Raw genomic sequence first — 20,346 nt, 5'->3', positions numbered from 1 at the left:
CAGTGCGGCGGGTGTCGTTTCTGGGTCGCGTTGAGTGGGGAGTTGGGGCAGGACTGGGGAGTCTGCACTCACGCCGGCTCGGTGTTCGACGTGCGGGTCCGGTTCGAGCATGACGGGTGCGAGGTGTTCGTCAGCCGGGAGGACGGTTCCTTCGGGTGAGCCCGGTTCGGTCCGGGTAGTGCGCGGTTCTCTTCTCCGAACTCGTATATTTCGGCGGGCTGAATGCGGTACCAGTTACGGCCGACAGGGCCCAGGTCACTGACCCGGGCCCTGGCCGTCCGTGCGGCTGAAGCAACCTCAGTCCGTCTCGCCCGGCTTCACCACCGTGCTCACGAAGTTGCCGATCGCTCCCAGCGTCGCCCCCAGCGCCTCGATCTGGGGGAAGTGGGCCGCGTCCGGGATCGGGGCGAAGTGGCCGTTGGGGAAGGAGTCGGCGTAGCCGCGGCCGTACTTCAGGGGGGCTATGCCGTCTTCCTCGCCCCAGACGACCAGGACCGGGACCGTTACGCGGTGGAGGCGGCCGCGGAGCTTCGGGTCGTAGGTGAAGTGGTCGCCGCCGTAGACCGCGAGGGTCTTCTGGTTGGCGCCGGCCGCGGCGCGCTGCTCGTCGGAGAAGGAGGCGAAGTCGGGGCGGAACTTGGCGTTGGCGAAGGAGAGTTGGCTGACGTCGGAGGGGGCCATGGTGCGCGGGTCGACGACGCGGTTCTCGACCATGTGGGCGTGGATGCCGACCGCGTTCAGAAGGGTGAGCGCGCCGATGCGGCCCTGGTTGTCGCGGAGGGCCATCTCTGCCGCGATCCAGCCGCCGACCGAGTTGCCGATCACCATGACGTCCTTGAGGTCCAGCGTGTCGAGCAGGTCCAGGTAGGCGATGGCCAGGTCGGCGACCGTGTCGAAGCGTTCCGGGCGGGGTGTGCCGTCGAAGCCGGGGTGGGTCGGCGTGACGACGTACACGTGCTCGGAGAGGGCGGCGGAGATGCCGGCGACCGTTCGCGGGCCCGCGCCGCCGTGCAGGACCAGGACGCCGGTGCCTTCCGTGTTCTCGCCGAACTCCTGGACGGTGACGGTGAGTCCGCCGGGGAGGGCGACGGTGCGGGCGGGGGCGGGGGTGGAGGCAGGGGTGGTCATGGTGAGGAGTCCTTGTCGCTTGTTCTCGCTTGCTGAGAGCTGGCTCTCATTAAGGTAGGGGGTGGACTCTCTTTATGCAAGCTCACTCTCATTACGAGGGTTGCGTATTGGTGGGAGTGGGTGCGCGAACGCTCTTGGGGTTCGATGACAAGTACGGGGTGAGACCGTCGTCCGGCGGTCGGAAACGGAGACTCGGTGAAACCGGATGAACCGGGAAGCGAGGCCCAGTTGACGCGGTCGGCGCGCGGCGACTCGGCGGCCTTCACCCACCTCGTGAAGACGCATTCCTCCGCCCTGCACGGGTACTTCGCCCGGCGGATGCCCGCCGCGTCGGAGGATCTGCTCGCCGAGACCTGGTTGCAGGCGTTCGCCGCCCGGCGCACGTTCGACCCGGCGCGCGGTTCGGCGCGGGGCTGGCTGTTCGGGGTGGCCCACAACGTGCTCGCCCAGCACCTGCGGCGGGCGGGACGGCAAGAGCCCGCACCGGGACCGGATGTCACCGACCCCTGGCAGGTGGTGGACCAGCGGCTTGACGCCGCTGCGATGGCCCCCGCACTACGACGGGCACTTGCCGAACTGCCGCCAGAGGAACGGGAGTTGCTGCTCCTGATCAGCTGGGAGCAGCTCACCCCGACCGAGGCCGCCGCGGTCGTGGGCATCCCGGCGGGCACCGCCCGTTCGCGGCTGCACCGGGCCCGCGGCCGACTGCGCGACCGCCTCACGCTGCCCCGCGCGGCGGGACGGAACCTGACCGCGACGGGAGAGCTCGCATGACCACGTACGACGACACGGAGGCGAACGGTATGAACGAGCGAGGCGCACTGCTGGACTTCCCCGGCGCAGATGAACTGGCGGCGGCGGGTCACGTCGAGCCGCTGTCGGAGCGGGCGTTGGCCAGGGTGCTGGCGGAGGTCGAGGCGGCCGTAGCCACGGAAGGGGTGACCGTGACCGGCACGGGGGCGGACGTAACCACCAAGGAGGCGACCGGTGTTGTCGTCGCGATGCCGGAACGGCGGCTGTTCGGGCGGCAGTTCGGGCGTCGCCGGGCCCTGATCGGGCTGCTGACCACGGCCGCGGTGGCGACCGGCGTGGTGACGTACGCCAACAGCGGTGCGACCTCCGCGGGCACGGGTACGCACAGCGAGGCGCGCGTGAACACCGCGACCGTCTTCCTGGACCACATCTCCACGGTGGCCGCCAGCCAGTCGGCTTCCTCGGGGAAGTACTGGAGGGACCGGACGACGGTCGGAGACTCGTATATCTCGCAGTCCATGGACCAGTACTTCGTGATCAACGGCAAGACCTCCAAGAAGGGGCAGCACCCCGACTGGCAGTTCGGGCCGAAGGACCTCGACTGGAAGGGCCTGGACCAACTCACGACCGATCCCGCGAAGTTGCTCGCGCTGCTGCAGACTCCGCCGCGGCCCAAGAGCATCTCGCCCTTCGACCAGGCGGCCAGTCTGCTCACCGAGTCCCCGGCGGGCCCGAAACTGCGGGCGGGAATCTTCAAGGCGATGGCCGGGCTGAAGGGCGTCAAGCTGGTCGGCCAGGTCAAGGACAGCACCGGACGCGGTGGTACGGCTGTGGAGTTCGCGGAGGCCAGGAGCGTCGGCCGGGTGATCATCGACCCGAAGACCAGTGCGATCCTGGAGTACACCTTCACGTGGACGGCCGGGCCCAGCAAGGGCAAGGTCACGTACCACACGGTCCTGTCGGCGGGTTTCACCGACAAGATCGGCTGATCCGGAACGGGTGGGCGGGGGCGTCCTCTCCTCGCCCACCCGTGTCGGCCGGATGCGGATACCTACGGCTGTGCGACGCGGGCGGGCGGCCGGGCCGGGAACGCGAACGGCTGCTCGCCCCCGAGGGCTCAGCCGGTGAATTCGTCGACGCCGAGGGCGAAGTCCCAGTGGCCGACCCCGTTGTTGGCGAGGGTGACCGTGACCAGGCCCATTCCTTCCAGCCAGTGCGCCATTTTCAGGCCGCCGACGTCCAGCGGGCGCAGCCCGAGGCTCTCGATGAATGCCGCCACGTCCGTCTTGGCCTGCGCATCGTCGCCGGCGATGAAGACGCTGGGGCGGCCCTTCTCCAGGACGTTGCGGAAGATGGTGTTGAACCCCTTCACCACACCGGCGCCGGCCGGGGCCACCTTGGCGACTTCCTGCGCGACCGAGGTCTCCTCGCTGTGGGCCAGTCCGTCGAACGTGGCGTTGAAGGGGTTGCTGATGTCGACGATGACCTTGCCCGCGAGGGCGTCTCCGTAGTGGGCGACGGCCGGAACGACGCCGTCGTACGGCAGGGCCGTGATGACGATGTCCCCGGCCGGGACGGCGCCCCACTTGCCCGCCGTCGCGCCGCCGCCCAGATCCTTGGCCAGGTCAGCGGCCTTGGACTGATCGCGACCCATGACCTCGACGGTGTTGCCGCCCGTCACTGCGAGCGTGCCGATGGTACGGGCCATGTTCCCCGTACCGATGAGGGTGATGCTGCTCATGAGGTGTGCTCTCTTCCTGTTGCATTCCTGGTGGGTGGTTCAGATGGCGGTGGTGCCGCCGTCGGCGACCAGTTCCAGGCCGTTGACGTAGCTGGAGTCGTCGGAGGCGAGGAACAGGGCGACGGTGGCGATCTCTTCGGGGCGGCCCATCTCTCCGCGGGGGATGAGGGACTCGAACGCGGTCTTGGTCGCCTCGTCGAACAGTTCTTCCTGTTTGGCGGTGGCGACCTGGCCGGGGGTCAGGACGTTGACCCGGATCTTGCGGTCGCGCAGTTCGTTGAGCCAGACGCGCGCCCAGGCCTGCTGGACGGCCTTGCTTCCCGCGTAGAGGCTCCAGCCGGGGAAGGCGCCGAGGGAGGCGTTGGAGCCGGTCATGAGGATCGAGCCGTTGTCGTTCATCAGCGGCAGTGCCTTCTGCACGGTGAACAGGGTGCCGCGCGCGTTGAGCCAGAAGGCGCGGTGGAACTGTTCCTCGGTGATCTCGCCGAGGACGCCGGGTTCGCCCATCCCGGCGCTGGCCCACAGCACGTCGATCGAGCCCTTCTCCCGCTTGACGGTGTCGTACAGGCGGTCCAGGTCCTCCAGTTCGGCCGCGTCACCCTGGACGGCGGTGACGTTGCGGCCGATCAGCTTGACCGCGTCGTCCAGTGCTTCCTGCCGCCGGGCCTGGATGAAGACGTGCGCTCCTTCCTCGACGAACAGCTTGGCGCCGGCCAGTGCCATGCCGGTGGATCCGCCGGTGATGACCGCTACCTTGCCATCGAGCTTTCCCATGACCACTCCAATGAATTGACAGGTATCCGAATCGGGTATCCGGATGAATTGATGAGTATCCGAAACAGTGAACCCTTGTCATTTCCCGAATCGCTGCGATTCGGGTCCGCGCCGTCAGCCGGCGGGGAAATAGTGGCCGTTGTCCAGATCGGCGAGCAGGCCGGGCTGAGCGGGTTCCCATTCGAGGGTCCGGCGGGTGACGAGATTCGACGCCGGGTAGCTCTGCGTGACTATGTTCGCGAGGAATCCGAAGTATCCCGGCACCATCAGTACGTCCACGGGAACGCTGACGACGGGCAGGTCCAGACGGCTGCCGATGGCCTCGGCGATGTCGCGGAACGGGATGCCCCCGTCCCCGACCGCGTGCCAGTACTTGCCGGCCGGCCCCTTCTCCAGCGCCAGGCGGAACAAGGAGGCGACATCGCGGATGTGCACGGCGTTCCACAGGTTCGCGCCGTCGCCGGGGTAGCCGACGTAACCCTTCTCCTTCGCGAGCGCGATCAGCACGGGGAGGAAGCCGGCACGATCGGTCGTGCCGTGCGCGATGTTGGCGATCCGCACGATCGAGGACCGCACCCCCTGCTCGGCGAGGCCGACCACGGTGGTTTCCACGACGTTGCGAACCCGCAGGGTGCCCTTGTACTCGTCGCCGCCGGGAAGGGCCGGGTCCTCCTCGGTGACCGGTCGGCCCAGGTCCCCGCCCGAGCCTATGCTCCCCGCCGCGACCAGCGGCTTTCCGGTTCCCGCGAGTGCCTCGCCGTACGCGAGCATGATCGGGACCTCCGCGGCGGCCACGGCGTCGAGCCCGCCGGAGGGGAGGAGGTCCTGCCGGTGCGCGACGTGGATGACGCCGTCGGAGTCCGCGGCCGCCTCCTTGAGTCCGTCGAGATCCTGGAGGTCGCCGCGACGCACCTTCGCGCCGAGCGCGGACAGCGCCGCCGCGGCGGTGTCCGACCGGGCCAGGCCGGTGACCTCGTGCCCGGCGGCGATGAGCTCGGGGACGATGTACGAACCGGAATGGCCGGTCCCGCCAGTGACGAAAACGCGCATGCTGCTGCTCCTTGTGAGAGTGGGTGGGGGCCGTTCTTCTCGTGCCGTGGATCGACCGCGTGATGTGGCGTGACGGGGCGCGAGCGGCGGTGGTGCGGGTGCGGTCAGCTGAGAATGCTGACGCCGAGGGCGAAGTCGGTGTGCTTGACGGAGTGGGCGACGAGGCCCAGCTGCAACAGGGCGACGTTCTCCAGTGCCCGCGCCATCGGCAGCTCCCCGGTGTCCATCGGGCGCATCCCCAGGCTCTCGATGAACGCCGACACGCGTGCCTTTGCCCGCGCGTCGTCGCCGGCGACGAACACGTCCAAGGGGCGACCCTCGGCCGGGCCGGCCGCCAGCACATGGGAGAACAGGGCGTTGAACGCCTTGACGACCTGCGCGTCGGCGGGGGCTGCCTTGGCGATCTCCTGCGCGCCGGAACTGCCGTCGGGGGTGACGAAGCTCCGGAAGTCGGGGGTGATGGGGTTGGTGATGTCGATGACGACCTTGCCGCGCAGTGCGTCCCCGTACTCGCTCACCACCGCGGCCGCGGCGGCGTACGGCACGGCGAGGACGACGAGGTCCCCGGCCGGGGCGGCGCCGGCCGTCCCGACAGTGGCGCCGTCGAGCGCGGCGGCCAGTTCCCTGGCCTTGGCCGGGTCGCGGCCGATGATCTCGACGGCGTTGCCGCCGGCCAGCGCCCGGCCGGCCAGGGCGCCGGCCATGTTCCCCAGGCCGACAATGCTGATGCTGCTCATGGGTGTGCCTGCTTTCCGGAGCTGGACAGGACGCCATGCCCACCCCGTCGTTGTCGACGGTCGTTTCGTGGGAGCCGTCGAATGACGCCGTTAAATGACGCGAATTCCTGTGCCGAATTCTTGTGCCGAATTCGCTTCGGCCCCGTTGGGTACTTATTCAGGCTGCCATTGTCCTGAGTCGGTGTCCAAGACTTCTTTTAGGCATGGTGATACCCTGAATGCATCACCGGACCGGGAGGCGGCATGGATCTGGACCTGGACCTGCGCAAACTGCGTTACTTCGTCGCGGTGGCCGACCGGTTGCACTTCGGCCACGCCGCCGATGAGCTGCACATCGCGCAGCCGGTGCTCAGCCGGCAGATCCGCGCGCTGGAGCAGGATCTCGGCGCCTCGCTGTTCACCAGGGACCGCCACGGCGTGGCGCTGACCGACGCGGGCCGACAGCTGCTGGCCGACGCCGGTCCGCTGCTCGCCTCCACGCACGCGGTCCGCCGCCGGGTGTCCGTGGCCGCTCGCGGTAGCCGGCGGCTGATGGTCGGTTTCCGGGCCGGCATCCCGGTCACCCCGGCGGCGCGGGCGTTCGAGGCCCGGCACCCGGACGTGGTCGTGGACGTGCAGCGGATCGAAGAGGACGAGCAGGCCCCGATGCTGCTCGACGGCCGCATCGACGTCGCCTATGTGAGGCTCCCCATCGACGAGGCCGGCCTGCGCGTCACCCCGCTGTACACCGAGCCGCGGGTGGCGGTGCTGCCCGCCGGCCACCGGTTGGCAGGCAAGGAGGAGGTCACCGAGGCCGACCTGGCCGGCGAGTCGCTGGTCTGGCATGCCGACCCGAGCACACAGCCCACCAAGCGCCCGCACCCCAACGCCGGGTACCGGGTGCGCGGGGTGGACGAGACGCTCGAGCATGTCGCGGCCGGCCGGGGCATCTCGTTCCTGGCCCGTTCGGCGACCGTGTTCTCCTCACACCCGGACGTCGTCTATGTGCCCATCCCGGATCTGGCGCCCGACCAGGTGTGCCTCGCGACGGCGACATCGCACACCTCGCCGGTGGTCGACGACTTCTTCGCCGCGGCTCAGGCGACGGCCGAGATCACGGCAGACTGCGGGAACTACGAAATGTGGCAGCTCGGAAGCGATGCCATTTCCTAGTGCCAGGCGTCAGGCAGCTTCCTAGTGCCAGGCGTCGGGCAGCGAAGCCGCCAGATCCTCCCACGCCGCGTACACGTCCTCCCCGACCATCCCGAACTGGCTGATGACAGCGACGCATTGACCGTCCGCGTCGTCGAGTTCGAGCGCCGACGTCGGACCGTGCGCCGCCGCGGAGCGCACGAGACGGCACGCCCGGACACCCGCCAGGTCGATCTCCACCGAACTCTCCGCGAGCGCCGCGAACACCCGCCCGCCCACGGTCCGATCGGTGACGTGCACCCGGCCGGCGCAGGCCTGCATGACCGCCGGGGCGAACACCGCGACCCCGATGGGCAGTCCTACGGAGCAGACGTGGTCGAGGACCGACGCCACTACGTCCACCTCGATCGGCCGGTGATCGCCCCCGCGATACCGGTGGAACGCAGCGCGCCGGGCTACCCCGCCGTCCGCCAACACCGCATCCAGCTGGGCCAGTTGATCGCCGCTCTCCCACGCCGGGACCTCGGGAGACATTGCCGCTACGGCGGCCCGCGCGCCGGCGTGGACCGTGGGCGCCAGTCCGACCAGCAGCCGGTCCCCCTCGGACAGCAACCGCCCCTGGTGCACGGTCCGCCCCTCCGCGTCGAGCAGGCGCAACGCGACCGCGCCCGTGTCAGCGTCCCGCGCGACCACCGCCGTGTCGATCCCGTCGCCGTCGAGCCGCAGCGCGATCGAACCCGGCGGGACGGCGAACGCCTCGCCGCGCAGGCTCGGTTGGGCGTAACCGCCCGCCTGGTCGATCCGGGCGACCGGGCCTCCGGTCACCGCCTGGACGTACTGGAAGAGCGTCAGGCACCGCGCCAGCTCCGGCATCCGCGCGTCGATCAACCGCACACTGCCGCCCCGGCGCGCGCCGCAGCACCCCTCGAACGCGCAATGCCGGTAAGGGTTGTTGTGGTTCGCCATGCTCAATACACGTCCCGTACATAGCGCTTGGCCCGCCGCAGGGCCGCGAGGTACTCCGCCGCGTCGTCGTCCCCGCGCCCGCGCTGCTCGGCCACGACACCCAACAGCGCCGCCTCCACGTCCTTGGCCATGCGCGAGGCGTCGCCGCAGACGTACACATGCGCGCCGTCCTCCAGCCAGCCGTACAACTCCCTTGAGCGTTCCCGCATACGGGTCTGTACGTAGACCTTCTCGGCCTGGTCGCGGGAGAACGCGAGATCGAGTTCGGTGAGCACGCCGCGCGTCCGGAGTTCGCTCAGCTCGTCCTCGTACACGAAGTCCGTCTCGCGGTGACGGTCGCCGAAGAACAGCCAGTTGCGGCCGGAAGCGCCCCGCGCGGCCCGTTCGTGCAGGAAGCCGCGGAACGGTGCGATGCCCGTGCCGGGGCCGATCATGACCATCGGCGCGTCGTCGTCCGCCGGGACACCGAAGGAGGCGTTGGGCTGGACGTACACGCCAACGGCCGTTCCCTCGCCGCCCGTTCGGTCCGCGAGGTACGTCGACGCGACGCCCTCGTACCGGCGCTGCCCGCTGCCGTACCGCACCGACGCGACCGTGAGGTGGATGCGGTCCGGGTGGGCGAGCGGGCTCGACGAGATCGAGTACTGGCGGGCCTGCAACGGCCGGAGGAGAGGGAGGAGTTCGGGCAGCGTCGGTACGGTGGCCGGGTCGGTGTCGCGCAGCAGGTCCAGTACATCCCGGCCCCAGAGCCAGGAGTCGAGGTCGGAACGGGTGCCTTGTGCCACGACCGCAGCCAGTTCACCGGAGGGCGCTCGCTCGACCAGATCGGCGATCAACTCCTTGGACGGGGTGCGGATTTCGCGTTCCGTGCGCAGGAGCCGAGCCGCCTCCTCGTCGCCGCTCGCGCCGAGGTGCCCCAGCAGGGCGCCGACCAGCCGCTCGTCGTTCAGCGGTACGACGGCCAGCGCGTCGCCCGCCTCGTAGGTGATGCCGCTGTCGCCGAGGTCGAACTCGTAGTGGCGGATCTCCTTCGCGCTGTGCGGGGAGGAGAGGAGTCGGTTCACCGCGAGCCGGGAGCGGTACGGGGTGCGCTTGTTCCAGGGGGAGCGGGGCGGGGCGGCGGACGTAGGCACCTCCGCGTTCGTGCCCGTTGCGCCGGTCTCGGCCGCCAACCGGTCCAGGACCGTCGTCGTCCACTCCGCTGCCGGTTCCTCGAAGTCGACGTCGCAGTCGACGCGTTCGTGGAGGCGGGCCGCGCCGAGCTGTTCCAGCCGGGTGTCGATGAGCTTCGCGGCCTGGCAGAAGTCGTCGTAGCCGCGGTCGCCGAGGCCGAGGACGGCGTAGCGCACGCTCTCCAGTCGCGGTGCCGTGTCGGACTGGAGGGCCTCCCAGAACAGGCCCGCGTTGTCGGGGAGTTCGCCCTCGCCGTAGGTCGAGGTGATCACCAACACGTGGGTCATCGCGGCGAGTTGGTCGGGGGTGACGGCGTCGAGCGCGCTCGTCCTCCCGGCCAGGCCGCGTGCTCGTGCGCCGGCGACCAGCTCGTCGGCGAGGAACTCCGCGTTGCCGGTCTGGGTGCCGAACAGGACGTCGATCGTGGCCGTGGGCGCGTCGGCCGTCGCGCTCGCCCGGCGTCCGGCGGCCGCGATACCGGCGATGAACCCGGCCAGCCAGGACTCCTGTTGGGCGGAGAACGGTGCGTCGGCCGGGATGAGGGCGCCGGTCGGGGGCATGAGGGTCACGCGGTCACCGTCTCGGTCGGGGCCTGCGGGATGTGGGCGTGGCGCGCGGCGATGTCGTCGAGCGCGGCCGTCGCGAGCAGCTCGTCGAAGCGGGCGGCGCGGACCCGGTCGGCGTTCTTCGTGGTCTGGTGGACGATCCAGCCGTAGGTGCCGGGGGCGTCGACGCTCAGGTTGTTGCGTTGCCGGAGCGCCCGCTTGTAGTCGTCGAGGCGCTTGCTCGCGATGAGGGTCGCCAACTCTCCGTCGTCGAACCGCTCCAGCGTCCCGCGCAGGTACTTCACCACCCGCTGCTTCACGAAGAAGTCCTCGGTGAGAACGAGGTTCCGGACGGCCTCGGTGACCCGTGGATCGTCCGGGCCGCTCGCGCCCGGCACTCGCTGGAGCGCCAGGTCCTGCGCGACGCCGAGCACCGTGTACGACGACAGGAGCGAGAACATGTCGTCGCTGCCCTGATCGCCGAACGCCGGTGCACGGCCGCCCAGTACGGTGCGGTGATCGCGGTAATCGACCTTGAACGCGCGGAGTTTGTCGGTCGCGATCGAGGTGGCCAGCTCGTCCAGCAGCTCGTTGCGGGTCGCGGCGGCGAGGATCTCGCCCGCGTCCTGGTAGAGGAGGAGCGACCGGGGCATCCCGCAGTACACGTACTGCCGTTGGGCCTCCCAGTCCTCCAACAACCGTGCCGCGAGCGGAGAGTTGGTGGCCTCCACATGCCAGGCCAGCAGCAGGCGTACGGCCTCCTCGTGGAAGGCGCCGTGCGCGGTGTCGGTGACGGAGAAGACGAGGAGGGAGTCCGCGCTCACCTGGCGGCTCAGCTCGCCCGAGGGGTCGTACTGGTAGAGGAAACCGCCGCTCATCCCGTTGCCGAGGCCGTTGCCGAAGCCGCCGAGGTTGAGGACCGTACCGCCGGTCATGTACTCGCAGCCGAAGTCGCCGAAGCCCTCAACCACGGCCGTGGCACCGGAGTTTCGGACGGCGAACCGGTCACCGGCCTCTCCCTGGACGAACGTTCGCCCGCCCGTCGCGCCGAACAGCGCGAAGTTCCCGACGAGCACGTTCCCACCGCGCTCGGTGCTGCCGCCACCCGGGGCGCGGACCACGATCCGGCCGCCGCTCTGGCTCTTGCCGACCCCGTCGTTCGCGGTGCCGGTGTGTTCGAGGGTGATGCCGTCGTTGCAGAACACGCCGTACGACTGCCCGGCGGAGCCGGTGGTGCGGATGCGGACGGCGTCGTCGACGAGACGGCGACGGCCTCGGTCGTCGGTGGTGGTGGCGGGCCGGGCGTCGTCCAACTCGTGGTTGAGCAGGCGCTCTACGTCGATCGACAACTGCCCGCCCACCGACTTGTCGCTGTTGCGGAGGTGGATGTCCTCGACGAGGAGGGCCGGTTCGCGTCGGTCGACGAGTGCGGCGCGGACGCGCTCGATGAGGGCGTCGTCGGTGGTGAAGTCCTTCTCCAGGTACTCCGGTTCGGCTACGACCTTCTCCGGCACGCGGGCGAGGAGGCGCCGTACGTCGAGGCGGCCCACGCTCGCCGGGTGGTCGAGGAGTTGGAGCAGGTCCGTGCGGCCCCGGGCCTCGCGCAGGGAGCGCAGGCCGAGGCGGGCGAGGATCTGGCGGACGTCGTGCGCGATGTTGAGCAGGTACTGGGCGAGGGCTCGCGGATCGCCCTCGAACGCCTCGGAGTTGGTGGTCAGTCCGGCCGGGCACTTCACGTTGCAGTTCTTCGCCATGACGCAGCCGAGCATCATGAGTGCCGTCGTACCGAACTCGAAACTGTCCCCGCCGAGAAGCGCGGACGTCACGACGTCGCTGCCTGTCTGGTGTGCGCCGGAGCAGCGCAGGACGACCTTCTGCCTCAACCCGTTGGCCACCAGGGCCTGGTGGACCTCGGCGACGCCGATCTCGGCCGAACGGCCCGCGTACTTCAGGCTGGTGACGGCGGCGGCACCCGTACCGCCGGTGTTTCCGGCGACGTTGATGACATCCGCGCCGGCCTTCGCGACGCCGACCGCGATGGTGCCGATGCCCTCGGAGGACACGAGCTTCACGATCACCCGGACCCGCGCGGCCTTGCAGTCGTGGATGAGCTGGGCCAAGTCCTCGATGGAGTACGTGTCGTGGTGCGGCGGTGGGGAGATCAGTTCGATGCCGGGGGTGCCGCCGCGCGCCGCCGCGATGTCGACGGTGACCTTCGGCGCGGGCAACTGGCCGCCCTCGCCCGGCTTCGCGCCCTGCCCGATCTTGATCTCCAGTTCCTGGAGCATCGGGTCGGCGAGATACCCCGCCCAGATGCCGAACCGTCCCGACGCGAACTGCTTGATCCGCGAGCCCCGGATGGTGCCGTAGCGGGAGCGGTGTTCGCCGCCCTCACCGCTGTTGGACATCGCGCCGACCATGTTGGTGCCGTGCGCGACGGCCTCGTGCGCGGTCGCGACGAGCGCGCCGTGGCTCATCGCACCGGAGGCGAGGGCGCGGGTGATCTCGTGCGCCGGTTGCACGTCGGGGAGTTGGAGGCTGTCGGGGGCGCTGCGGAGGAGGGTGAGGAGGCGGGCGGCGGTGCCGGTGGCGGTGACGAGGACGTCGGTTTCGTCTACGCCCAGCGTCTCGACCTCGCCCGGGTGCGCGAGGGCGAGGCCGTCGGCGAGGGATGTGTGCAACTCGACGCTGGGGGAGGTGAGTTGGAGGCGGACTGTCACCGTGGCCGTGTCCGCCGACCGGTCGGTGACGGTCGCGACGACGCCCCTGACCGTGACGCTCGCGTTGCCGTCCGTCGAGAACCGGCCCAGTTCGCGGGCGAAGTCGTCCGCCGTACGCAGGCCGGTGACGTCGGCGGGGAGTGCCAGTACGTCACGGAGCGCGGACGGGCGACGCGAGCGTTCCTCGTGGGTGGTGCGGAGGAAGGCGCGGTAGCCGGGAGTGATCCGGAAGGCGTCGATCTCGTCGTCACTGAGCTGGTCGTAGCCGGTGTTGCGGTAGGCCGCGTCGGTGATGCCGAAGGCGTCGTCGAGCTGGCCGAGGGTGAGGAGGCGGAGTGCATCCGGGTCGCTCTCGCGCCCGAACTCCGGCTGTTCTTCGGCCATGTCACCGAAGCCGCGCACGGCCGAGACGCCGAAAGAGTGCCCGGCGCCGTCGGACCGTTCCTTGAACAGGCCCAGCAGCGGCACCTGTTGCTCGGTCTCTACGGCACGGGCCCGCTCGTGCCACTCGGTCGCGGCCTGCGCGATCCGGGCGAACCCGACCCCGCCGACCGGGGCTTCCATGTGCGGGAAGGCCCGTGCGAAGACGTCGTCGCGGGTGTCGAGATAGTTCGGCTCGAAGAACGCGCCGCCGATGTAACTCTCGGCCGTGCACAGTCCGACCCGGCCCATCGTCTTGGCAAGGGCCTTCTCGGCCGCCTTGCGGAACCGCGCCAACGCCCGGTCGGTCTCGGTGACTTCACCTGCGGGGGCCGGTGCGCTCGGGTGCTTCTCCTCGGCACGCAGGCGTGCGCTGAGGCTGTAGACGGCGGACGCGCCGAAGCCGAGCGCGGTCGCGACGTGGTGCGAGGACGGCAACTGACCGCTCTCCGCGACGATCGAGACGCGCAGCCGCAGCCCGGTCTCGATGAGCCGCTGGTTCACGGCGGCGACGGCGAGGACGACGGGGAGGGGTGCGCGGGTGGACGAGATCGAGCGGTCGGTGAGGACGGCGATGCCGCCCTGCCGCGTCGCGAACTGCTCGACGTCGTCGCAGAGTTGGGTGAGCGCGGTGCGCAACGAGTCGGCGTTGACGGTCTCGTCGCCGACCACCGGGTCGTAGAGCATGTCGAAGCGTTCGAGCGGAACGATGCGCTGGTCCCGTAGCCGCACCATGTCGAGGTGCCCCAACACGGGTGAGGAGACGACGAGTTGGCGCCCTCCGGCGCTCCCGACGTTGCCCGTGCCGTCGGGCTTGGGGCCGAGGGCGACGCGCATGCTCATGCCGTCGGCCTCGCGGATGCTGTCCAGCGGTGGGTTCGTGACCTGGGCGAAGCGCTGCGAGAAGTACTTCGCCATGCCGCCCTCGGTGTCGCTGAGCGCGTTGATGGCGTTGCCGTAGCCCATCGCGGAGATGCGCTCGGAGCCGTTGGCGAGCATCGGGTCGAGCAGGAAGCGGAAGCTCTCCTGGTTCAGCGAGTACGCCACGTACCGTCCGGCGAGGGCGAGATCGCCGTCGTAGCCGAGGGTCGTCGTGCCGCGGTAGTAGTCGGGGGCGGGCAGGTCGTCGAGGTTCACCCGTGCCGCGTCGAGGAGTTGGGAGTACGGGCGGCGGGAGGCGAGGGCGTCGAGGACCTCGCGGGTGCGCATCCGGCGCCCGGTGCGGTGGTCGACGACGAGCATGCCGCCGGCCTCGATCCGGCCCCGGTGCACAACTTCCCCGTCCGGGAAGGCGACTTGACCGGCCTCCGACGCCACCATCAGGTACTCGGCGGTCTCGACGGTACGGAGCGGCCGCAGCCCGAGCCGGTCGAGGCGGGCGCCGATCACGTCCCCGTCGCTGAAGATGACGGCGGCAGGACCGTCGTTCTTCTCCTCGTAGAGGGAGAAGTACTCGAGCATGTCCCGTACGGCGCCGGGCAGCGTGCGGTCGTTCTCCCAGGCGGGCGGCATGAGCGACACGACGGCCTCGACGAGGTCCAGGCCGTCGTCGAACACCCGGCTCTGCAGGGTCTGGTCGAGCCGGCTGGAGTCGGACTGGCCGGGGGGCCGCACGATGCTCCGGGTCCGGGCGCGCGCGAGAGCTTCATCGCTCAGCCGGTTCTTGCGATCGGTGTTCAGCTCGCCGTTGTGCGCCATGAGGCGGAACGGCTGTGCCATGGTGGGGTGCGGTTCGGTGTTGGTGGAGAACCGGGTGTGGAAGTACAGCGATCGGACGGAGTGCCGGGGGTCGCCGAGATCCCGGAAGTACCCGATGACCTCACCGGAGTTGAGGCGCCCCTTGAGCACCTGGGTCCGGGCGCTGAGCGACAGCGGGTACAACCCGGCACAGGTGTCGTCGGCGTAGGCGACGGCCTCGATCGCGAGCAGGGCGCGGTGGGCGGCGGCGTCGACGTCGGCGCGGGTCCAGTTCTCCGGTGCCTTGAACACCCACTGCACGATGGGCAGTTGATGCGGCTCGGCGGCGGGGCGGGCGACGCTGTGATCGACGGGTACGTCGCGGACGAGCAGGACGTCGAAGCCCTGGTCGGCGATGCTGCGGCCGACGAGGTCCAGGGCGGCGGCGCGGTCGGCGGAAGTACCGGTCGGTACAAAGCAGTTGGCGACACCGAAGTGCCCTGCGCGCAGCGCCTCCCCGGTGATCGCGCCGAAGAACTCCACCGACAGGTCGACACTCACACCCGCGCCGTCGCCGACGCCCTCCGCGGATGTGCCGCCCCGGTGCGGGATGGCGCGGAGTGCCTCGTCGCCCTTGATGACGACGTCATGGCTCGGTACCCCGTCGAGACGGGTGAGAAAGCCGACGCCGCAGTCGCTGTGGTCGCGGGCAGGGTCGTAGAGACCGAAGGTGGAGTGATTCACGGGCCCGTCCTGTGAGCGGTTCCGGCGGAGGACGGCCAGGCTGCGTCGGTGGAGCGCTTGCCGCGGGCGGACCGGTGGGGTGGTCGGGGCCCTGAGTGGTGCGAGGATCTACGGTAAGGGTTACCTAACTCACTCTGCAAGTGTGCAGCCTGCACATATCTGGTGGGTGAGCCGGGCCGGGTGGCCGGGCAGCCGGGGCCGACCTTGGCAGCCCCCGGAACTTCGGCACCCCTCGGAATTCAGGTGCGGGGACATCGTTCGCCGCTCTTCACCACGGTCACCGCGACCAGGGTGGTCACGGCGTGCGTTCCGGGACCCGGTATCTGGGAGCACACCTTCCAGTCGCCGGCGAGCAGTTGGGGCCGGGCCTCAGGGCCGGCGTCCTGGGACTCGACACGGTTGAAGCCCTGGGCGCGGGCCCGGTCCTGGGCGTGGGACAGCGTGAGGCCGCGCAGGTCGGGCAGGGTGGCCCGTTGCTTCTTGCTGTGGTTGGACAGGGCCAGCAGAGCGGCGATGATCACGACCGCGACGAGAAACCTGCGCATCGGGCGCTCTCCCGGTGTTCATCCGGCGGGTGACTTCGAACCTACGAGTCGGACAGGCCGGATCCCTGCGCCCTGAGGCGGCACTTCGCCGTGCGCACCGGTACTGCGGTACTGGTGACTCTCATCCTCGGGGGCGCCCTGCTCCGGGTCGGCCGACCCGGGATCCGGGGTCCGGGGTCTGACGCCCGGGATGTGCCGGCAGGCGCCATGTCCCGGGCCCGGAGGGGGAGTTGATCGAGGCGGTCTCCCGTGCCGTGGGTGACGTCCCCGACTTCACCGTCCACAACGCGGGCGTCCGCCACCAGTGCATCGGCATGGTCTACGGCGTCCACCACCACCCCGAACGCCGCGTTCACCGACCTCGCCGGCCGTGTCGACGCCGCCGTCACCCCCCTGGAGACACCGGCCCCGAACCCCGCCAGCCACCCCTTCGACGCGGCCACCTACCGGGCACACCTGTCGCTGGTCTCCCACGACATGTACGTCCGCCCCGACCTCTTCGAGGAGGTACGGGACTACGTCCTAGGTCTCCCGGTCCCGTCCGCCTTCCCCGGCGACACCGGCCACACGTGGCGACTGGCGCGCTGAGCATTCCGGGTGGGGGCAACGGCCGTGCTGCGAAGCCGAGTTCAGTGCTCGTTGAGGCCGCACTCGGCCGAGAAGAGTGTGGAGCCCGGGACGACCGTCCCGGAAGGAGCCGGCGCGAGGTGGAGGCACGCGGCGCCGGACGCGTCGGTGGTCAGGGCGTCGATACGTACCGTCAGAACCGGTTGCGCGAAGGGCGGGATGTGCAGTTCGGCCTCGACCGGTGTCGGGGAGGGCGTGCCTTCGAGCGCGGCGATCGCGGTCAGGCCGCCGTCGGGCTGGAGCTCTGACTCCTCGATGGTCAGCCGCCAGTGCAGTTCGGCTTCCGCGAGGAGTTTCCTGCCGTAACGTCCGTGGGCGAGGAGCGCGGCGGGGTGACGGGTGCGGATGTGCCGCGCTATCGCGCAGCAGAGCGGGACGTTGCGGCCGTGGTCGGTGTCCACCCGGTTGAGGCCGGCGAGCGGCAGGAAGCACAGTGCGTCGAACACGAGCCCGAGGGCCGCGGCTCTGATGCGCGGTCGTCGGCCGTGCTCGACGAGGTGGAGCAGGATCGGGGTGGCCGCGCAGGCGGCCGGGAACACCATCCCGGAGTGCTCGTGCACGAAGCCCCCGCCGGCGAGAAGGCTTGCCGCGTCACCCGTCTCGTTGGCGGTGGTGGACACGGTCAGCAGCCGCAGCGCGTGGGCGACGCGCTGCGGATCGTCGCTCGGGTCCCCCGTCGGGTTGGGTATCGCCGACCAGTTCACGGCGTCTATGGCGGCGATGGGGTCGATGTCGTCGAGGGACACGCCTGCATTCTGCCGGAGCGGCCGGGGGCGAGGAGGCCGCCTCCGGTCGGCCGAGGCCCTTGCCGTTCTCGGCGGCTGTGCAACGGCCGGTGCACGTTGATCTTTCCGCGGTGGCACCGGGTCAGTACTGTTCCTCCGGCGTCTAGCCGATCGGTGGGGGACATGTCGGGAGAGCTGTTCACTTTGATGGGGGTGCTCGTCGGCGCAGTCGCTTCCTACGTCGGTGGAGCGTTGATGGAGCGGGCCCGATGGCGTCGCCAGCTCTCGACGAGGTGGGACGAGCGCCGCTTGGACGCCTACCTCCGATATGCCGACGCCATCAAGAAGTTCACATCGGTGGCCGGCCGTCTGGCAGCGGGCAAAGGGCTCTTCGACCTGCCCCAACCGCTCGCTCAGGATGTCGGTCTGGAGCGCCTGGCCGACGCTGAACTGGAGCGCGGGTATGCCTTCGAGGCCGTCCTCCTGATGGGCGACGCCGAGACCATCTCGGCCGCGAGGACACTGCAACGCCATGCGTGGGTCCTGGAGCAGTTCGTACGTGACATGCGCTCCGGTACGGCGGAAGACTGGATGCGGGCGTTCAGAGAATTCCAGGAGAAGCGCGACGAGTACTACATCGCCGCGCGCAGGAGCCTGGGCGTGTACGCGGCGTTCCGGCTGCGGACCGAAGACCCGGTCATCCTCGGACAGGACCCCCGCCAGCTGTAGCGCAGCCGAGGCGGAGCGTGGACGGATCGGTCGGCTGCACACGCTTTCCACCTGTGCTGTGCTGGGAGCGGCCTCGGACGGCGGCCCAGGAACGCGCCGGTGTCACCGACCGGAAACTGCTCGCCGCGTTCGGTGACACACCCGCGCTCGTGGACGCCGCCGACCGAGCTTCCTCTACTTCCCACCTGCGGCGCAGAGTTCCGTGTCGATCAGCGCGTTCTGTGCCATCTCCGTGGACAGGTCGGACGCGCCGTCGCCCGTTGCCTCCAGGACCACGGTGTGGCGGCCGTCCGGGCTGACGCCGTCGCGGGTGGTGTAGCCCATCAGGTCGCCGGCGTGGCTGTAGTAGACGCCGCCGCAGCTCAGGGGGATCTGCATCAGGCCCAGGCCGTAGCGGGCGCCGGGCCAGACGGGGTCGAGGGAGGCGGCTCGTACCGTCGTCTTCATTTCTGCCAGTTGGGCCGGGTGCAGGAGCCTGCCGCCCAGGAGGGCCGAGAAGAAGCGGGTGAGGTCGTTCGTCGTGCTGATCATCGCCCCGGCGGAACCAGCCGCCGTCGGGTTGAGGTCGGTGACGTCGATGGTCGCGCCGGATCCGCCGAAGCCCGAGTAGCCGTGCAGGTGTTGGCCGGGGATGCGGGACGAGGTGTCGGGGGCGGAGGTGTCGCGCAGGCCCAGCGGGCGGATGATGCGCCGGGTGACCTCCTGCTGCCAGGTGTGGCCGGTGGCCTTCTGGATGATCATCCCGGCGAGGATGTAGTTGGTGTTGGAGTACTCCCACTGCGTGCCCGGCGCGAAGTCCGGGGCGTGGCGCATCGCGACGGCCACCAACTGCTGCGGGGTCCAGGTGGTGTAGCGGTCGGCCTCGAAGTCCGCCACCGTGCTGATCTCGGGGAAGTCTGCGGTGTAGTTGAAGAGTCCGCTGGTGTGGTTCAGCAACTGCCTTACGGTGATGGCGTTTCCGTCGTTCCCGTTCCCGGACACCGTGCCGGGCAGCCAGTGTTCGACCGTGTCGTCCAGCGACACCCGTCCCTCGCCCACCAGTTGGAGCATCACCGTCGACACGAAGGCCTTGGTGCTGCTCGCGATCCGGAACCTGTCGGTCACCCGGGCCGCCCGGCCCGTGGCGGTGTCGGAGACTCCGGTGGTGGCGTAACGCCGTCCGTTTGGACCCGTCGACTGGGCCACGACAGCGACGGTGCCCGTCTTCTCGATCGCGTCCACGCTCTGCTGGAGGGTCGGGGTGGTGCGCTGCCGGGATTCCGTGGCGCTCGCCATGGGCGTCGCGAGGCCCAGTCCTACGGCGGCCAGTGCTGCTACGGCGGTGAGGTGACGGAGCGTCAACATGTGCTGTCTCCCTGGGTGTTGGTGGTTCGGAACACCGGACTCACGGTGTGTTCCGGCGTGTTCACCAACCTAGGGAGACGGCGCGCGGTGATCGATCCAGTGCGCGGGCCGGTCCGGCGTACAGCCTGCTGTACCGAGGGACTGGGGAAAACCTCAGCCCAGCCGTCGTAGGTCCTCCAGGTAGCGCAGGACGGCGGCGACCCGGCGGTCCACCTGGTCCGTCGGGGACAGGTCGAGCTTGGCGAAGATGCTGCGGATGTGTTTGTGGACGGCGCCGTCGGTGACGACGAGCTTCTCGGCGATGGCGGAGTTGCCCAACCCCTCTGCCATCAGGGCGAGTACGTCCCGTTCGCGGGGGCTGAGCCGGTCGAGGCGGGTGTCCTGGCGGGAGCGGGTGAAGAGCTGGGCGACGACCTCCGGGTCGATGGCGGTGCCGCCGGCCGCCACGCGGTGCAGGGCGTCGAGGAACTCCTCGACCCGGCCCACCCGTTCCTTGAGCAGATAGCCGAGACCGCTCACCCCGCCGCCGAGCAGCTCGGTCGCGAAGCTCTGCTCCACGTACGCCGACAGCACCAGCACCGCCAGGTCGGGCCGTCGGCGCCGGGCCTCGACCGCGGCGACGATGCCCTCGTCGGTGTGGGTCGGCGGCATCCGTACGTCGAGGATGGCGACGTCCGGTTTGTGTACGTCGATGGCGTCGAGGGCTTCGTCGGGGGTGCCCGCGGTGGCCACCACGTCCAGGCCCTCCGCGCGCAGCAGCAGGGCGAGGCCCTCGCGCAGCAACGGGTCGTCCTCGGCGATCACGATCCGCATGGCA

General features: G+C 70.1%; 17 protein-coding genes and 1 pseudogene. 6 read left to right on the top strand and 12 right to left on the bottom strand.

Features of this window, described 5'->3' with window-relative positions:
* Positions 1 to 9: 9 nt before the first annotated feature.
* Positions 10 to 159: pseudogene (locus OG504_RS25965) on the top strand (DUF3027 domain-containing protein); the annotation flags it as partial.
* Between the two features lie 138 nt (positions 160 to 297).
* Here the strand turns inward: OG504_RS25965 and OG504_RS25960 are convergent.
* Positions 298 to 1,128 carry an alpha/beta fold hydrolase gene (locus tag OG504_RS25960; RefSeq protein ID WP_405991974.1) on the bottom strand — a complete coding sequence of 277 codons (831 nt, stop codon included), beginning with the start codon at positions 1,126 to 1,128 and terminating at the stop codon, positions 298 to 300.
* 195 nt (positions 1,129 to 1,323) lie between these two features.
* On the opposite strand from OG504_RS25960, the gene OG504_RS25955 reads away from it, so the two are divergent.
* Positions 1,324 to 1,902 (top strand): RNA polymerase sigma factor, encoded by a 579-nt coding sequence (locus tag OG504_RS25955; protein WP_405991973.1) that lies wholly within the window; start codon positions 1,324 to 1,326, stop codon positions 1,900 to 1,902.
* Entirely contained in the window at positions 1,899 to 2,870 is a 972-nt protein-coding gene (locus tag OG504_RS25950) for a hypothetical protein (protein ID WP_405991972.1), read from the top strand. Before OG504_RS25955 ends, OG504_RS25950 begins: the two co-directional genes overlap by 4 nt.
* 128 nt (positions 2,871 to 2,998) lie before the next feature.
* Here OG504_RS25950 and OG504_RS25945 read toward each other — a convergent pair whose 3' ends face one another.
* The 4 genes from OG504_RS25945 to OG504_RS25930 all read right to left on the bottom strand — a co-directional run bounded on the left by OG504_RS25945 (position 2,999) and on the right by OG504_RS25930 (position 6,183).
* Positions 2,999 to 3,622 (bottom strand): NADPH-dependent F420 reductase, encoded by a 624-nt coding sequence (locus OG504_RS25945; protein WP_405991971.1) that lies wholly within the window; start codon positions 3,620 to 3,622, stop codon positions 2,999 to 3,001.
* 39 nt (positions 3,623 to 3,661) lie between these two features.
* Positions 3,662 to 4,396, bottom strand: coding sequence for an SDR family NAD(P)-dependent oxidoreductase (locus OG504_RS25940; protein WP_405991970.1), 735 nt, complete (start codon positions 4,394 to 4,396; stop codon positions 3,662 to 3,664).
* 114 nt (positions 4,397 to 4,510) lie between these two features.
* The gene (locus tag OG504_RS25935) at positions 4,511 to 5,446 is read right to left on the bottom strand and encodes an SDR family oxidoreductase (protein ID WP_405991969.1); all 936 of its coding nucleotides are present in this window, start codon (positions 5,444 to 5,446) and stop codon (positions 4,511 to 4,513) included.
* Between the two features lie 104 nt (positions 5,447 to 5,550).
* Complete coding sequence (locus OG504_RS25930; RefSeq protein WP_405991968.1) at positions 5,551 to 6,183, bottom strand: NADPH-dependent F420 reductase; 633 nt, start codon at positions 6,181 to 6,183, stop codon at positions 5,551 to 5,553.
* A 249-nt stretch (positions 6,184 to 6,432) separates the two neighbouring features.
* Here OG504_RS25930 and OG504_RS25925 point away from each other — a divergent pair, with 249 nt between their 5' ends.
* Positions 6,433 to 7,335 carry a LysR family transcriptional regulator gene (locus OG504_RS25925; RefSeq protein ID WP_405996427.1) on the top strand — a complete coding sequence of 301 codons (903 nt, stop codon included), beginning with the start codon at positions 6,433 to 6,435 and terminating at the stop codon, positions 7,333 to 7,335.
* Between the two features lie 21 nt (positions 7,336 to 7,356).
* On the opposite strand, the gene OG504_RS25920 is transcribed toward OG504_RS25925, so the two are convergent.
* The 4 genes from OG504_RS25920 to OG504_RS25905 form a co-directional block, all read right to left on the bottom strand.
* Positions 7,357 to 8,280: a hypothetical protein gene (locus OG504_RS25920; RefSeq protein WP_405991967.1), complete on the bottom strand. Its 924-nt coding sequence runs from the start codon at positions 8,278 to 8,280 to the stop codon at positions 7,357 to 7,359.
* Positions 8,281 to 8,282: 2 nt separating this feature from the next.
* Entirely contained in the window at positions 8,283 to 10,013 is a 1,731-nt protein-coding gene (locus OG504_RS25915; RefSeq protein WP_405996426.1) for a sulfite reductase flavoprotein subunit alpha, read from the bottom strand.
* 5 nt (positions 10,014 to 10,018) lie between these two features.
* Positions 10,019 to 15,559 carry a glutamate synthase-related protein gene (locus OG504_RS25910; RefSeq protein WP_405991966.1) on the bottom strand — a complete coding sequence of 1,847 codons (5,541 nt, stop codon included), beginning with the start codon at positions 15,557 to 15,559 and terminating at the stop codon, positions 10,019 to 10,021.
* A gap of 239 nt (positions 15,560 to 15,798) precedes the next feature.
* Positions 15,799 to 16,104: a PASTA domain-containing protein gene (locus OG504_RS25905; protein WP_405991965.1), complete on the bottom strand. Its 306-nt coding sequence runs from the start codon at positions 16,102 to 16,104 to the stop codon at positions 15,799 to 15,801.
* 258 nt (positions 16,105 to 16,362) lie between these two features.
* Between OG504_RS25905 and OG504_RS25900 the strand changes: the two genes are divergently transcribed.
* Positions 16,363 to 16,692, top strand: coding sequence for a hypothetical protein (locus tag OG504_RS25900; protein ID WP_405991964.1), 330 nt, complete (start codon positions 16,363 to 16,365; stop codon positions 16,690 to 16,692).
* A gap of 41 nt (positions 16,693 to 16,733) precedes the next feature.
* Here OG504_RS25900 and OG504_RS25895 read toward each other — a convergent pair whose 3' ends face one another.
* The gene (locus OG504_RS25895) at positions 16,734 to 17,477 is read right to left on the bottom strand and encodes a hypothetical protein (RefSeq protein ID WP_405991963.1); all 744 of its coding nucleotides are present in this window, start codon (positions 17,475 to 17,477) and stop codon (positions 16,734 to 16,736) included.
* A 234-nt stretch (positions 17,478 to 17,711) separates the two neighbouring features.
* Between OG504_RS25895 and OG504_RS25890 the strand changes: the two genes are divergently transcribed.
* Positions 17,712 to 18,185, top strand: a complete 474-nt coding sequence (locus OG504_RS25890) for a hypothetical protein (protein WP_405991962.1) — start codon at positions 17,712 to 17,714, stop codon at positions 18,183 to 18,185.
* Positions 18,186 to 18,359: 174 nt separating this feature from the next.
* Here the strand turns inward: OG504_RS25890 and OG504_RS25885 are convergent, their stop codons facing one another.
* Both OG504_RS25885 and OG504_RS25880 read right to left on the bottom strand, forming a co-directional pair.
* Positions 18,360 to 19,529: a serine hydrolase domain-containing protein gene (locus OG504_RS25885; RefSeq protein ID WP_405991961.1), complete on the bottom strand. Its 1,170-nt coding sequence runs from the start codon at positions 19,527 to 19,529 to the stop codon at positions 18,360 to 18,362.
* A 153-nt stretch (positions 19,530 to 19,682) separates the two neighbouring features.
* A complete protein-coding gene (locus OG504_RS25880) occupies positions 19,683 to 20,342 on the bottom strand; it encodes a response regulator transcription factor (protein WP_405991960.1) in 660 nt (219 codons plus the stop codon).
* Between the last annotated feature and the right edge of the window lie 4 nt (positions 20,343 to 20,346).

It is taken from the genome of Streptomyces sp. NBC_00986 (assembly GCF_045162565.1).
Taxonomy (GTDB): domain Bacteria; phylum Actinomycetota; class Actinomycetes; order Streptomycetales; family Streptomycetaceae; genus Streptomyces.
The sequence above is the reverse complement of the archived record's forward strand: the minus strand, read 5'-3'. Positions and strand labels throughout refer to the sequence as shown.

Coding starts and splice junctions, on each gene's coding strand:
- OG504_RS25960 (WP_405991974.1), bottom strand. CDS start 1,128: ATGACCACCCCTGCCTCCACCCCCGCCCCCGCCCGCACCGTCGCCCTC.
- OG504_RS25950 (WP_405991972.1), top strand. CDS start 1,899: ATGACCACGTACGACGACACGGAGGCGAACGGTATGAACGAGCGAGGC.
- OG504_RS25945 (WP_405991971.1), bottom strand. CDS start 3,622: ATGAGCAGCATCACCCTCATCGGTACGGGGAACATGGCCCGTACCATC.
- OG504_RS25940 (WP_405991970.1), bottom strand. CDS start 4,396: ATGGGAAAGCTCGATGGCAAGGTAGCGGTCATCACCGGCGGATCCACC.
- OG504_RS25935 (WP_405991969.1), bottom strand. CDS start 5,446: ATGCGCGTTTTCGTCACTGGCGGGACCGGCCATTCCGGTTCGTACATC.
- OG504_RS25930 (WP_405991968.1), bottom strand. CDS start 6,183: ATGAGCAGCATCAGCATTGTCGGCCTGGGGAACATGGCCGGCGCCCTG.
- OG504_RS25920 (WP_405991967.1), bottom strand. CDS start 8,280: ATGGCGAACCACAACAACCCTTACCGGCATTGCGCGTTCGAGGGGTGC.
- OG504_RS25915 (WP_405996426.1), bottom strand. CDS start 10,013: ATGCCCCCGACCGGCGCCCTCATCCCGGCCGACGCACCGTTCTCCGCC.
- OG504_RS25905 (WP_405991965.1), bottom strand. CDS start 16,104: ATGCGCAGGTTTCTCGTCGCGGTCGTGATCATCGCCGCTCTGCTGGCC.
- OG504_RS25890 (WP_405991962.1), top strand. CDS start 17,712: ATGGAGCGGGCCCGATGGCGTCGCCAGCTCTCGACGAGGTGGGACGAG.
- OG504_RS25885 (WP_405991961.1), bottom strand. CDS start 19,529: ATGTTGACGCTCCGTCACCTCACCGCCGTAGCAGCACTGGCCGCCGTA.
- OG504_RS25880 (WP_405991960.1), bottom strand. CDS start 20,342: ATGCGGATCGTGATCGCCGAGGACGACCCGTTGCTGCGCGAGGGCCTC.